Annotated in this window: 14 protein-coding genes; 2 read left to right on the top strand and 12 right to left on the bottom strand. The window is 70.5% G+C overall.

What is annotated here, in order from left to right; all coding sequences use genetic code 11:
• Window positions 1-123: 123 nt before the first annotated feature.
• Window positions 124-942 carry a helix-turn-helix domain-containing protein gene (locus tag EIK80_RS11150; protein ID WP_125157050.1) on the bottom strand — a complete coding sequence of 273 codons (819 nt, stop codon included), beginning with the start codon at window positions 940-942 and terminating at the stop codon, window positions 124-126.
• Between the two features lie 148 nt (window positions 943-1,090).
• Between EIK80_RS11150 and EIK80_RS11145 the strand changes: the two genes are divergently transcribed.
• Together EIK80_RS11145 and EIK80_RS11140 are read left to right on the top strand one after the other, a co-directional pair.
• Window positions 1,091-1,786, top strand: a complete 696-nt coding sequence (locus tag EIK80_RS11145) for an O-methyltransferase (protein WP_125157049.1) — start codon at window positions 1,091-1,093, stop codon at window positions 1,784-1,786.
• Window positions 1,786-2,532: a siderophore-interacting protein gene (locus EIK80_RS11140; protein ID WP_199743447.1), complete on the top strand. Its 747-nt coding sequence runs from the start codon at window positions 1,786-1,788 to the stop codon at window positions 2,530-2,532. Before EIK80_RS11145 ends, EIK80_RS11140 begins: the two co-directional genes overlap by 1 nt.
• A gap of 134 nt (window positions 2,533-2,666) precedes the next feature.
• Here EIK80_RS11140 and EIK80_RS11135 read toward each other — a convergent pair whose 3' ends face one another.
• The 11 genes from EIK80_RS11135 to EIK80_RS11085 form a co-directional block, all read right to left on the bottom strand.
• Window positions 2,667-3,062 carry a MerC domain-containing protein gene (locus EIK80_RS11135; protein WP_125157048.1) on the bottom strand — a complete coding sequence of 132 codons (396 nt, stop codon included), beginning with the start codon at window positions 3,060-3,062 and terminating at the stop codon, window positions 2,667-2,669.
• A gap of 196 nt (window positions 3,063-3,258) precedes the next feature.
• Entirely contained in the window at window positions 3,259-4,704 is a 1,446-nt protein-coding gene (locus EIK80_RS11130) for a hypothetical protein (RefSeq protein ID WP_125157047.1), read from the bottom strand.
• Window positions 4,704-5,729 (bottom strand): aromatic ring-hydroxylating dioxygenase subunit alpha, encoded by a 1,026-nt coding sequence (locus EIK80_RS11125; RefSeq protein WP_158624669.1) that lies wholly within the window; start codon window positions 5,727-5,729, stop codon window positions 4,704-4,706. The genes EIK80_RS11130 and EIK80_RS11125 overlap by 1 nt, the downstream gene beginning before the upstream one ends.
• On the bottom strand, window positions 5,726-6,346 hold the full coding sequence (locus tag EIK80_RS11120) for an acetyltransferase (RefSeq protein WP_158624668.1): 621 nt from the start codon (window positions 6,344-6,346) through the stop codon (window positions 5,726-5,728). Before EIK80_RS11120 ends, EIK80_RS11125 begins: the two co-directional genes overlap by 4 nt.
• Before the next feature lie 14 nt (window positions 6,347-6,360).
• Complete coding sequence (locus EIK80_RS11115) at window positions 6,361-7,122, bottom strand: SDR family NAD(P)-dependent oxidoreductase (protein ID WP_125157045.1); 762 nt, start codon at window positions 7,120-7,122, stop codon at window positions 6,361-6,363.
• A complete protein-coding gene (locus tag EIK80_RS11110) occupies window positions 7,119-8,189 on the bottom strand; it encodes a 3-oxoacyl-ACP synthase III family protein (RefSeq protein WP_125157044.1) in 1,071 nt (356 codons plus the stop codon). Before EIK80_RS11110 ends, EIK80_RS11115 begins: the two co-directional genes overlap by 4 nt.
• 2 nt (window positions 8,190-8,191) lie before the next feature.
• Window positions 8,192-8,416, bottom strand: a complete 225-nt coding sequence (locus tag EIK80_RS11105) for a phosphopantetheine-binding protein (protein ID WP_125157043.1) — start codon at window positions 8,414-8,416, stop codon at window positions 8,192-8,194.
• Window positions 8,417-8,426: 10 nt separating this feature from the next.
• A complete protein-coding gene (locus EIK80_RS11100) occupies window positions 8,427-9,437 on the bottom strand; it encodes a 3-oxoacyl-ACP synthase III family protein (RefSeq protein WP_125157042.1) in 1,011 nt (336 codons plus the stop codon).
• Window positions 9,438-9,543: 106 nt separating this feature from the next.
• The gene (locus tag EIK80_RS11095) at window positions 9,544-10,677 is read right to left on the bottom strand and encodes a DegT/DnrJ/EryC1/StrS aminotransferase family protein (RefSeq protein WP_125157041.1); all 1,134 of its coding nucleotides are present in this window, start codon (window positions 10,675-10,677) and stop codon (window positions 9,544-9,546) included.
• A 109-nt stretch (window positions 10,678-10,786) separates the two neighbouring features.
• Window positions 10,787-11,455, bottom strand: a complete 669-nt coding sequence (locus tag EIK80_RS11090) for a phytanoyl-CoA dioxygenase family protein (RefSeq protein ID WP_125157040.1) — start codon at window positions 11,453-11,455, stop codon at window positions 10,787-10,789.
• A 7-nt stretch (window positions 11,456-11,462) separates the two neighbouring features.
• Window positions 11,463-12,539 carry a helix-turn-helix domain-containing protein gene (locus EIK80_RS11085; RefSeq protein ID WP_125157039.1) on the bottom strand — a complete coding sequence of 359 codons (1,077 nt, stop codon included), beginning with the start codon at window positions 12,537-12,539 and terminating at the stop codon, window positions 11,463-11,465.
• Window positions 12,540-12,987 lie beyond the last annotated feature (448 nt).

Below are 12,987 nucleotides of genomic sequence, written 5' to 3'. Positions count from 1 at the left end.
CGGTTATAAGTTTTGACGCAAGAGTTAAAACTTATTCGAAAGCCTGAAAGCGCTTCCAGATGCTCCGGACGCGGGAAGCGTCAATGCCCCACCCAGCAGCCCCGCCTTGCACGGATCAAGGGGTCAACCGCGCGCCGGATGCCGTTCGGCCATGTAGCGGCCCGGTGACGCGCCAAGCGCCTTTCGAAACATGGTCACGAAGCTGGGCGTGCTCTCATAGCCAAGGTCGGCGGCCACCGCCTGGATCGAAGCGCCCTCGGCCAGCCACTTCACGGCCAGCACGACGCCGAGCTGCTGGCGCCAGCGGCCAAAGCTCATGCCGGTTTCCCGGGCGATCAGGCGCATCAAGGTTCGGCCGCTCAGGCCGGCGCGTCTGGCCCAGCTGTCCAGGGTTCCGCGCGCGGCCGGCGCGGCCATCATCGCGTCGACGATCTTGCGCAGGCGAGGGTCGGTCGGCATCGGCAGGTGTAGGTCCTCGACCCTGGCGTCGGCCAGCTCGTCGAGCAGCACGGCCACCAGTCGCGAATTGGCGCCGCCTTCCTCGTACAGGTACGGCAGATGCGCCGCGCGGGTCAGCAGTTCGCGCAGCAGGGGCGTCACCGACACCGTGCAGCATGTCTTGGGCAAGGCCGCGCCGACGTCCGGATCGATGAAGGCGTTGTAGCCGACGAGGGCGCCGCTGGCCTTGATGGCGTGCAGCGCATCGCCGGGGATCCAGATGGCGCTGCGCGGCGGCACGATCCACAGGCCGCCCTCGACCTCGCAGCTGAGCGCGCCCTGCTGCACCAGGATGATCTGTCCCTTCCGGTGGCGATGATGGTCGATCTCGACCTCGCCAACGCCTTCCATCGCCGCGCCAAAGGCCACGATGGGACGCGGCACGTCGTCAGGCTCGATCCAGTCATCTTCCGCGTCCGCGTCCGCGATGTTCAGGATCGGCATGTCGCGCGTCCGGAGCGAATATCGCCGATGGCGGGATTGGATAACATTCTGTCCATCCTTCGGAATGACGCCAGACCCGCTCCCGGCTATCCGATCAGCCAGGAGAAGTCGAGACCACGTCGGCTTCGCGGATCGCAAGGGAATCATCGTGACCACACTGGCCAGCGAACGGGTCGCCAAGCTGTTGACCCAGCTGCATGGGGACGCCGAGGCTTCCGACCGCGAACATCTCGAAGCCATGATGACGACCCTCGGGGCGCCGGGCGCCTCGATGGAGGACCTGATCGCCGGCCTGCTGGCCGAAGAGCGCTCCGACTACCGGGCGGTCTATCATCGCTATGCCGGCAACTATCTGGCGGTCACCCCCACCTACGGGCGGTTTCTCTACGCGATGGCGCGCGTGTGTAAGGCGACCCGCATCGTCGAGTTCGGCACCTCGATGGGGATTTCGACGATCTATCTGGCCGCCGCCCTGCGCGACAACGGCGGCGGACGGCTCGTCGGGTCGGAATTCGAGCCCGGCAAGGTGGCGCGCGCCCGCGCCAACCTCGAGGCCGCAGGCCTCGGCGACCTGGTCGAGATCCGCGAAGGCGATGCGCGCGAGACGCTTAAGGACGCCGGCGGCGAGGTCGACCTGCTGCTGGTGGACGGCGCGTTCTCGCTCTACCTGCCGGTCCTCAGGCTGGTCGAGCCTTACCTGCGGCCCGGCGCCGTCGTCCTGGGCGAGAACGCCTTCGACCCGGACTATCTCGCCTATGTCCGCGACCCCGCCAACGGCTACCTCGCCCAGACCCTGCCGCTCGACGAAGGTCGCGGCAACGAGCTCGCCGTGAGGGTGGGCTGATGGCCAAGATGGTCTTGTCCCTGCGCCCGAAGCCCAAGCCGCCCGGGCGGCTGAGCCAGGCGCTGACCCGCCTTCTGATGAAGCGCGCGACCGTCAGCGCCGTCGAGCCGCTGGCCCCTCGCTTCCGGCTGATCACGCTGGAGGGGCCGGCCCTGGCGGGCGTGACCTGGACGCCGGGACAGAAGATCCAGATCGCCATGGGCTCGGCGTTCGTGGCGCGCACCTATACCCCGATGACCTGGGACGGCTCGCATGGGCGCGCCCGGCTTCTGGGCTACGCGCATGGCGACGGGCCGGGAAGCGCCTGGCTCGAAGCGCTCGAACCCGGGGCCGAATGCGACATCTTTGGTCCTCGCCCCTCGCTGGATGTCGCGGGTCTGGCGGGGCCGATTGTCGTCTTCGGCGACGAGACCTCGATGGGCCTGGCTCACGCGCTGGCCGCGCGGGACGGCGCCGGAACGCTTTCATGCGTCTTCGAGGTCGGCGACGTCGATCACGCCAGGGCGGTCGCCACGCGCCTGGACCTGCCCGACGCCGCGCTGTTCAAAAGAACCCCCGATGACGCGCATCTGGAGGCGATCGCCGCTGGGTTCGCGTCACGAGCCGCCTCCGGCGCGTCCTTTATTCTGACGGGAAGGGCCGGCGCGATCCAGAAGCTGCGCCAGGGCCTGAAGCTTGAGGGAGTCCCGCCGGGCCGTATCGCCACCAAGGCCTATTGGGCGCCGGGCAAGACCGGTCTGGATTGACGCCGATCCCGCCAGGATCGGTGGAAACCCCGGCTCGAACGCCAAAGGGGCCAAGGGCGGCTCTGGCGTTTCAGGTCAAGTCGCCCCTCCGAACCTCGCCCGGCTCTGGCCTCGCGACCCTAGGCCTCGCGATCCTATTCGCAGGCCGCGCAGCGCGCGTCGTCGTGTCGGCGGCGCCAGTTGGCCAGGTGCGCGCCGGCCAGAAGGATCCCGCCCACCACGGTCAGCGCGCGCTCGTCGGCGGCCGATGGAAACTCCAGGGCGCCGGCGATCATCAGGGCCAGGCCCAGGATCGCCACCGTCGCCAGGCGCCAGGAGCGCGGCCGACGCTTGGACAGGTCGACGAACGACAGCGCCGCGACCGGGGCGGCGACCAGCACGAAGGCCACGTGCACCCACTCGGCCTGCGCCCACAGGCCCAGCACCGGCAGCAGCAAGGCCAGCGCCGGCAGGGCCAGGCAGTGGACCAGGCACAGGGCCGACAGCCCGACGGCGGACGCGTCGAGCGCCCTGGCGAGGGTGGGGGTCATCAAGGCGCTCCTGAATCTACGCGTCGCGGGACAATCAGGCGCGACCTCCGCCGACGCCGGGTCCCGCCCGATGGCTCCTATCTAGTGGTGATATAATATAACACAAGACGGGCGGCGCGCGGTCGACGGATTCGTCCACGGCGAGCGGCGGCCGTGACGCCGCGGCTGCTGTTCCTGTCGCCGCGGCCTGAGCCCCTTAGTCTTCCTCGACCACCGAGGTCAGGGTGCGGCCCTGGCGGGCCTCGAAGCGCTGGTGGGCCAGGTCGACCATGGCCTTCAGCGCGCTGAGGAAGTGGGTCTGGTCGGTCATCACTCGACAGCGTTCCCGCTGCGGTTCGCGCCAGGCGTCCAAGGCTCCGGGCGTGTCGATCAGCATCGCCAGGCGCGCGAAGTAGTCCTCGGGATCCTTGGCCCGATGCTCGGGCGGGGCCATGGAGGCGACGTCGCCGTCCTTCGTGGTCAGCAGCACCGCGCCCGCCGTCAGGGCGATCATGGCGCTGTTGCCGCCGCCCTGGCGGAACGGATTGGCGAACACGTCGACCGTGGTCATCAGCCGGGCCAGCTCCAGGTCCTGGTAGATGTAGCGGAACTGATCGCCCAGAATCGCCTGGCAGGCGTCCAGCAGATTGTCGGGCAGGCCGCCGACCACCAGCCAGATGCAGTTGGGACGGTCGCGCAGGATCTTCTCGATCCCGGTGACGAAGGTCTCGTCCAGGTCCACCGCCAGGCGGTTGCCGACCGTGGCGATGACGAAGGCGTCCTGCGGCAGATGGACCTCGGCGCGGGCGCGCGGGGCGGGCGGACCCTCGTCGTAGAACGGCCCGGACAGGCTCTGGACGTAGTTGCGGATGTAGCTGGCCGGCGCGCCGCGGCGCTTCCAGATCGGCGCCATGTGCTGGGGCTCGTGGAAGTACCAGAAGACGTCGGCATACTGGGGCGGCGGCTCGTCGCCGCAGGTGAACATCACCGTCGGGCCCAGGCGGCTGGCGATGGTGATCTGCGGGGCCATGATCGGCTCGCACCAGAAGTGATAGGTGCAAGGCCCCTTGCGGATCGCGTCGACCAGGTAGTCGGGGTTCTCCTGGGTGGAGATCAGATTGAGGCCCCGCTCGGGCGGGACGTCGCCCAGGCGCTCGTCGATATAGGCCTGCATATTGTTCTTGATCTCGCCGCCATGGTGCAGGTCGATCCGCTCGACCGTCGGGTCCATGGCCAGGGCGGCGACATAGTCGATCGCCCCGCGCGACGGCGAGTGAAACGGACCGGCCAGGTCGCCGGCGAAAACCACGTGGGCGCGCCGAGCGGCGCTGAGCGGAATGTCGCGGGGCGGCAAGGTCAGGGCGTCGGCCCCGCTCAGGTGCAGGCGGCGCGCCAGGGCCGCCACGCGCCCGGCGTGGCCATCGCTCAGATGCGGGCCGCGCCACCAGGCGATCGAGCCGAGGTCGGAGATCACCTGCAGGATGAAGTCGGCCCGGTATTTGCCGCTCTCCAGCAGGCTGATCACCCTCTCGGCGAAGGTATAGTCGTTGACGCCGTCCAGGGCGTCCTCGCCCAGCATGATGTCCCAACGCTCGGCGATGATCTTGATCGAGGGCAGGTACCGCTCTTGGGCGCCCTCCTGGAGGAAATCGAACAAGGCCATCAGGGCAGGTCCTCTTGCTGGGTCATCGCCGTCAGGATCGCGTGCAGACGCGCGACGCGGGCCTCGCCGGGCGCGAACACCCGGTCGGCGGAGGTCAAGTCATAGTGGGGGCTGACGCGGGCGCAGATCGCGTGGTCCTCGTCGAAGATCTGGCGATTGACCCGGGCGCTGGAGTCGAGGAACGCCGCGACGGCGGCCTCGTAGCCGGGCTTGATCTTGCTGGCCAGCAGGCGGCTGCAGAAGTGCGACCGGCGCGGCGCGGCCGACGGCAGGAAGGTCTGCAGCGAATAGGAATAGCCGAAAGTCGAGGAGACCATGGCGAACGGGAAGACATAGATCGTCCAATAGCCCGGATAGGCGCCGTCGACGTCGAAGAAGCGGCTCAGGGTCTTGAGGCCGCGCAGCGTGCGGCTGTCGGTGACGTGGCCCTTATAGGTGACGTTGAGGCCGTCATGGACGGTAGCCTCCTCCTTCAGCCCCAGCTGCGCCAGGGTGTGAGGGTGGACGGCGTTGACGTGGTCGGTCTCCAGGGCGTTCTCGACCGCCACGCGCCAGTCGGCCTGGAACGCGAAGGCGTTGAAGTCGCGGCGGCCGGCGATATGGCCCGAGACCTTGGCCAGCGGCGCGAAGGCGCCGGCCAGCTGGGCTTCCAGGGTCTGCGTGGGCGCGATCCCGACAAAGAGAAAGTCGCCGCACCAGGCGGTCTGGAAGCGGCGCAAGGCCACCTTGTCCAAAGCGCCGGGCGGGAAGGTCTTGGCCAGAGGCACGCGCACCTGGCCGCCGCGATAGCTCCAGCCGTGATAGGGGCAGACGGCCCGGCCGACGCCGTGGTCCTCGACGAAGAACCGCCCGCCGCGATGCGGGCAGACATTGTCGAAGGCGACGATCTGGCCCTCGTCATTGTGCAGGACGAGGTCGCCCAGGGCCCAGTCCAGCCGCAGGAAGGCGCCCGGCTCGGCCAGCTCGCTGCGGTGGGCGACGAGGTGCCAGAAGCCGTTCAGAAGGGTGGTGTCGAGGGGACTCAAAGCCGCCTCGCCGGCGCCGCGTAGAGGGTCACCCCGTCCTCGCAGCCGCGCACCACGACCGCGCCGGCCCCGACCGTGCAGTCGGCGCCGATCGACAGGCGCGGCAACACCCGCGCGCCCGAGCCGAAGAACGAGCGCGGGCCGACCGTGACGCCGCCGGTCAGGTCGACATAGCCGCTGAGGGTGACGAAGTCGCCGAGGCTGGCGTCGTGGCCCAGGCCCGAATGGGCGTTGATGGTGACGAGGTCGCCGGCCCGGCTGTCGGCCGAGACATCCGCGAACGGACCCACGACCACGCCGCGTCCGAGCCTGGCCGAGGCCGAGACCCAGGCGCGCGGATGCAGCAGGGTGGCGAAGGCGTCGGGGCCGCCCAACCGTCCGGCCAGGGCGACCTTGCCGGCCGGACCGGCGACCGCCATCACCAGGCGCTGGTTGGGGGCGAGCGCGTAGGCCCTGGTGTCGCCCAGCTGCGGCAAGTCGCGGCCGAAGGCGGCCATCGGCCGGTCGCCGTCGTCCAGATAGCCAACGAAGCGGTCGCCCTCGGGCAGATCCGGCGCGAACCAGTCGTGGATCTCGCGGGCGAAGGCCCCGCCGCCGACCAGCACATAGTCCGTCATCGCGCGCCTTCCCCTCAGCTGGCCAGGTAGCCGCCGTCGACGGCCCACACCGCGCCGGTCACCCAGCGGGCGGCGGGCGACAGCAGGAACACGGCGGCGCCCGCGACGTCGTCGGGCTGGCCGAAGCCGAGCGGGTGCTGGGCCTCGTAGGCGCTCATGCCGGCGTCGGAGAGGCCCCGGGCCAGGCGCGCGTGCATCTCGGTCTCGACCCCGCCGGCGGCGATGGCGTTGACGCGGACCGCCTTCGGGGCCAGCTCGCAGGCCAGGGAGCGGGTCAGGCCCTCGATCGCGGCCTTGGCGGCGGAATAGGCCATCATGCCGGCGCGACCGCGGTGGGCGGCGGCCGAGGACATCAGCACGATCGACGCGCCGGCCTTCATCACATTGGCCTTGCCGGCCGCGCGGCCGAGGCCCAGGGCGCCGTGCACCGCCGCCCCGAACACGCCGTCGATCTGCTTGGACTTGGTCAGACGGGCCGGCAGGACCAGCTCGCTGCCGGCCGAGTGGAACATGCCGTCGAGTCCGCCGGCCTCCGCGGCGATGGCGCTGATGCGGTCGGCGACCGCGTCGGCGTCGTCGAGCTCGGCGGCGAAGGCGGTGTGGCCCTCACCGGGCAGGACCTCGAGGGTGGCGGCCAGGCGGGCCTCGTCGCGACCGGTGGCGATCACCCGGCCGCCGCACCGGGCGATCAGGGCGGCCGTGGCCCGGCCCAGGCCCGAGGAGGCGCCCGTGACCAGGATGGCGCGATCCTTCAGCGCGTCAGCCGAGAAGGTCATGCGGCGATCACCTCGGCGCAGGCCAGCGGCCCGAACTCGGCCAGCACCGCGCCCCAGGAGAGGCCGACCCCGAAACCGACCAGCATCAGCCGAACCGAGCCCGTGGTCAGGCGCTGGGCCATGTCGTCGGCCAGCAGCAGCGGAATGGTCGCCGAACTGGTGTTGCCATAGCGGTCGATGTTGATCGGCAGGCGCTCAGGGTCGGTGGCGCCGATCTTCTTGCCGATGTGGCGCAGCATGAAGCGGTTGGCCTGGTGCAGCAGGTAGGCGTCGACGCTGTCGCCGGTCATGCCCGCGTCGGCCAGGGTGTCGGCCACCAGCTTGGGCACCTCGCGCAGGGTGAAGGTGAAGACCTCGCCGCCGTCCATGTGCAGGCGGCTCGGGTCCAGGGTGAAGGCGCGGTCGGGATCGACGGGGCGGAAGCCGCCTTGGGGCACCATCAGCGCGCCGGCCCCCGAGCCGTCGGAGCCCAGGCGGAAGCGCATCACCGGCGCGGCGGGATCGTGCTCGATAGCCGAGGCCGAACCGGCGTCGCCGAACAGGACGGCCGTGCCGCGATCGTTGGGATCGACCAGGCGGCTCATGGTCTCGCCCGCCAGCAACAGCACGCGCCGGCAGCCGGACTGGATCAGGCTGGCCGCCAGCCACAGGCCGTAGACATAGCCCGAACAGCCCAGATTGACGTCGAAGGCCTGGCAGTCGGTCGCCAGGCCCAGGCGTCCGTGCAGCAGGCAGGCGCTGGCCGGCAGCGGATGGTCCGGGGTCTGGGTGACGAAGATCACGGCGTCGACGCTGTCGGGGTCCCAGTCCAGCTTCTGGAGCAGATGCCGGGCGGCCGCGAAGCAGAGGTCGGCGGTGGTCTGGTCCGGGGCGGACCAGTGGCGGGTCTCGACCCCGATCATCTTGACGACGTCGGCCACGGCCTGATCGCCCAGGGTCTCGGCGATCACGGCGTTGGGCACCGGCGCGCCGGGTACGGCGCAGACCACGCCGCGCAAGGCGACGCCGGACAGGGCGTAGCCGCCCCGACGCGGACGCTCACCGGCGGCGGACGTGGCCGTCGTCATGCTCAGGCCGCCTGGGCCTGCGGGATCAGGGCGACGATGTCGGCCACCGTCACGCACTCGGCCAGGGCCGCGCCGTCCAGCAGTTCGCCGCGGATCTCGTCGACCAGGGCGATGGTCGAGACGATGGCCAGCGAGTCCCAGTTGTGGTTGGCCAGGACGGTGTCGGCGTTCACCTCGGCGGTGTCGGTCTCGAAGATCTCGGCCAGGCCGGCGTACAGCTCTTGCATCACGGTGCTCCTAGAGAAAGGCCTGGGCGGCGGCCCAGGAATAGCCGACGCCGAAACCGACCAGCAGGACGCGGCGCGGACGCCCGTCCCTGACCAGCGGCTCCAGCGCCATGGGAATGGTGGACGAGACGGTGTTGCCCCACTCGCGCAGGGCGATCACGAAGCGGTCCTCGGGCACGGCTAGCTTGCGGCGCAGGCGGTCGAGGATGAAGGCGCTGGCCTGGTGCAGCACGACGGCGTCGTAGTCGTCCAGCGCGACGCCGGCGCGGGCCAGCAGCTTGTCGATCGCCGCCGGGACCGCGCCCAGGGTGAAGGTCATGATCGCCGCGCCGTTCATATAGAGATGATCGGCCGAGCGCAGATTGCCCGAGGCGTCTTCGGTGACGACGGCCGTCTCCGCCGTGCGCGGCTGGCGGAACCCTCCGGCCGGCACGATCAGGTTCTCGGCTCCCGATCCGTCGGTGCCGAACACGAAGGGGCCCAGGGCCGGCGCATCGGTCTCGACCGCCTCGATCAGCGTCGCGGCCGCGCCGTCGCCGAACAGGCTGCGCACGCCGCGGTCCATCGGGTGGATCAGCTTGGAATAGGTGTCGGCGGTCAGCAGCAGCACGCGCCGGGCCTGGCCGCTGGCGATCAGGGCCTGAGCCATGGACAGGCCGTAGACGAAGCCTGAACAGCCGAGGTTGAAATCCAGGGCGCCGATGTCGGTCCGCAGCCCCAGGCGTCGCTGCAGAATGCAGGCCGAGGTCGGCAGGATGTGGTCCGGCGCCTGGGTGCAGAACAGCAGGTAGTCGATGTCGCCGGGCGCGACGCGGCCCTGGGCGAACAGAGCCTTGGCGGCGGCCTCCGCCAGGTCGACGGCGGTCTCGTCGGGGGCGGCGATATGGCGGGTCTGGACGCCGGTCTTGTCGAGGATCTTGTCGGCGGGCCAGCTGGGATACAGCGCGGCCAGGTCGTCGTTGCTCAGCACCCGCTCGGGCAGGTGGCTGGCGATCGCGACGATTTTTCCGCTGGTGCCCACCTGACTCGGACGCTCCTCAACCGACGGCTGAGACTAGGGTTCCAAGTTCTAAAGACCGGTTAACCATAAGCATCCCGCCGATGCGGCGCGGCGTCGCAGAGCGGGCTCAGGCCAGGGCTTGCGCGAGGCTGAGGCCGACGCGGTTGACCTGGTCCAGCGCCATGTCGGCGAAATAGGGCAGGCCCAGGGTCGCCGACGCCAGGCGGGCGGTGACGGGCAGCGGATCGGCCGGGCAGGACGCGAAGGCCCGGCTGGTGTGACAGCCCGCGCCCCACCAGCGGCGGGTGTCGACGCCCTGCGCGCGCAGCGCCGCCTCGACGGCGTCGGCGGAACCTGCCGGCAGCTCGACCACGCAGGTGCTGGACACCCACTCCGGGCCCCAGCCCGGCTGGAAGATGACCTGGGGCGTGTGCAGCAGAGCCATGCGCAGGCGCTGGGCGGTGGCGGCGTAGGCCGTGCGGGTCGACGGCCACTGATCCAGGGCGGCCAGGCCGACCGCGCAGGTGTACTCGCTGAGCTTGGCGTTGTTGGCCGGGAACCGCGCCTCGCGGTCGCCCATGAAGCCGAAGCTGGTCAGGGCCCGGAAGCGGGTGATGAAGGCCGGATCTTCGGAAGCGATGAAGCCGCCCTCGCCGACGCCCAGTGACTTGGTGGCGTGCAGGCTGACCATGGTTGGGACCGGGGCGGCGCTGACGCTGTCGAACGAAGCGGCCGCGTCGATGACGACCGGCAGGCCGGTGTCTTCCCGCAGCCTGGCCCACGGCGCGGGGTCCAGCGGCCGGCCGAACGAAGCCACCGGGATCACCGCCGAGACGGGGCCCGGCGCGTGCGCCAGGCGCTCGCGGACATGGTCGGCGTCCAGCACGCCGGTGACGGGATCGACGTCGACGAACCAGGGAACCAGTCCCGCCTGGAGGGCGGCGTGGGCCGTGGCCACGAAGGTCCAGGCCGGCATGACGCACAGGCCGCCCGGCTTGGCGTCCAGCGCCGCCAGCGCCAGGGTCAGGGCCTGGGTGCCGTTGGCGGCGGTGCAGGCCAGGGTCGGACGCGCGAACCGCGCCGCCAGGCGCGCTTCCAGCTCGATCAGCAAGGGGCCGAAATTGGAATACCAGCGCTTGGCGTCGATCCTTTGCAGGTAGGGCAGGATCGCCTCCGCCGCCGGCATGAACGGCCGCGCCACCGGAACCGGAGCGTCCAGGGGCGACGGAACGTGGGCCGAGAGGAGAGCGGACGAATGCACGAGAAGCGGATCGCTCAAGGTTGCCGGAATGACCGAGTAAGCGCCACGATGGTTAATCGAGGGTTGCGGGCGGCGTCTCCAGGGTGCGACCGACTGACGCCGCCGGCCGCTACGGAACGAACACTTCGGCGGTGTCCATCCGCACGGTGCGCAGGACGCGGGTGGCCGTGTCGGCGGCCCGGTCGGCCTCCGGCCGGAAACTCAGCAGCAGGGAGCGGCGTCGCGCGCCGACCTGGTTGCGGGTGGCCCCGTGCGGCAGGTCGGCGTCGAACACCAGAATGTCCCCCGCCTCGCCGGCCAGGATCTGGGCCAGGGACTCATCCGGCGCGCCGAGGTCGAGCGGGCGCGGGACCACGCGGGTCGCGCCGTTGTCCGGGCCGTAGGCGTCCAGGAAGATCAGGGCGGCGACGCAGTGCTTGCCCAGGCCGTCGCGGTGCAGGGGCTGGTGGCCGGAGCCGGGCAGGGGCTCGCGGCCCTCGACCTGGCTGAAATAGAAGGGGCCGCCCACCAGCCGCCCGGCCGCCGCCAGCAGGGCCGGCGCGCGGCACGCCCGTCGCACCCGGGGATCGAGATCGACCAGGGCGTGGCGCCAGCCCGGCCCCTTGGGCGCGCCCCATTGGTCCGGGGGACCGACCCCGGCGTCGAACGCGTCGCGCAGGCCTTGGCGCCAGGCCTCGGGCACGGCGCCGCGCAGCAGCAGATAGCCGTCGCGGTCGAGGACGGCGGCCTGTTCCACGGGCAGCGGCTCGACCGGGGTGGGCGTCGGGGCGCCGGTCATGTCGCCGCTAGAGCCCGCGCAGCCAGGACAGCAGCTTGTCGACCTCGGACTGGCCGGCGACCTCGACCGGGCGGCGGCCGTCCTGGCCGAAGCTGCGGGCCTCGCCCGGGCGCATGTCGAAGCGGGCGCGGAAGGCGCGGCTGAAATGGGCCTCGGACTGGAAGCCGTGGGCGTAGGCGATCTCGGCCAGCGAGGCCGCGGGGGGCGCATGCTGGGCGATGGCGCTGAAGGCGCGGTCGAGGCGACGTTGCTGGATGTAGCCCGCGACGCCGTGCTTGCCGTCGAACAGGCGGTAGAGCGTCCGGCGCGAGACGCCCAGATGCGCGCCGACCGCGGTCGGGGTCAGGTCGCGGCTGTCCAGTTGGGCGTCGATATAGCGGCGGGCGATGGCGAACAGCCGGCCCTCGACGGGACCGTGTTGGGCTGGATCCAGGTCGGTCCGGCCGCCGATCAGGCCGGCGGCCAGGGCGCAGGCCGCGTCGGCGGCGGCCGCCGCCTCGTTCGGGGTCAGTTCGGGCGCGGCCCGGGCCAGACCCTCCAGGTGGGCGACCAGCAGCCGGGTAATGGCGGCGCCGTCGGGAAAGACCAGGCCGTGGGCGTCGCGGCCGCCCGCCGCCGCGTCCAGCCGCTCGCGGGCCAGGCTCAGCTCGATCACCTCGCCGTCGCTCTCGGTCACGCAGAAGGGCCGGCCCATGTCCAGCATCCGGATCGCGCCCGGGCCGCCGCCGATCTCGCGCCCGTCGAAATCGCCCTGGAATGTCCCGGACAGCTGCAGGGCGACGTGCATGGCGTCGACGCCGTCCAGCCGGGCCAGCGCGCGCGTGCGGGTCAGAATGCGCGCCGACGACCGACGGCGGACGATCACGGCCGAGCCCAGGTGATAGCCCCGCAGATGATCGTGGAAGCCCCCGTCGTCGGGCAGCGCCACGTCGGTCAGCGGCGCCATGCCGGTCCGGTAGCGCTCCGCGGCCTGATGACCCGACAGCATCCACTCCACGCGCCGCGCGGAGGTCTCGGACGGCGTGTCCGTCTCAAGGCGCGCGGCGGGGCCGGGATACGGCGTCGGAGGAGAATATATCGCCATGGTTGCATCCAATATATCATCAACCGGCAGTCTGGCACGCTGGTGCAAGATTCGTGGCACGTTCAGTCAAAGACGCCGATGTAGTTTCGTAGCCAAAATGCGCGTGGCTGGGCAAAAGTCTCAGACGTGCTTTGACTATGGCAAGAACATTCCGCGCGCAAGAAAGCGAAATTGCGATTGAGAATGGAAAGCCGGGTGTCGAAATCACGACACATGGGTGGGAAGAGCCAAGGACCTTTGGAATCGCGAACGGAAAGAACGGCGCCGATCTGGTATCAGTATCAAACATTCGCCAATTAAGTGTGGTGAATATCTTGGGTTACGTAAGTCGCGGCAAACGAAAACCCAAGGTTGAACAGTACATCGGCCCGGAGATTCGCGTGACGAAGTGAACATTGTTCTTGGGGCAAGCGCGTTTAGCGGCTGCCCCCGAGAATCTTCGCCATCC

Source organism: Caulobacter sp. 602-1, from assembly GCF_003931565.1.
Classification (GTDB): domain Bacteria; phylum Pseudomonadota; class Alphaproteobacteria; order Caulobacterales; family Caulobacteraceae; genus Caulobacter.
The sequence above is the reverse complement of the archived record's forward strand: the minus strand, read 5'-3'. Positions and strand labels throughout refer to the sequence as shown.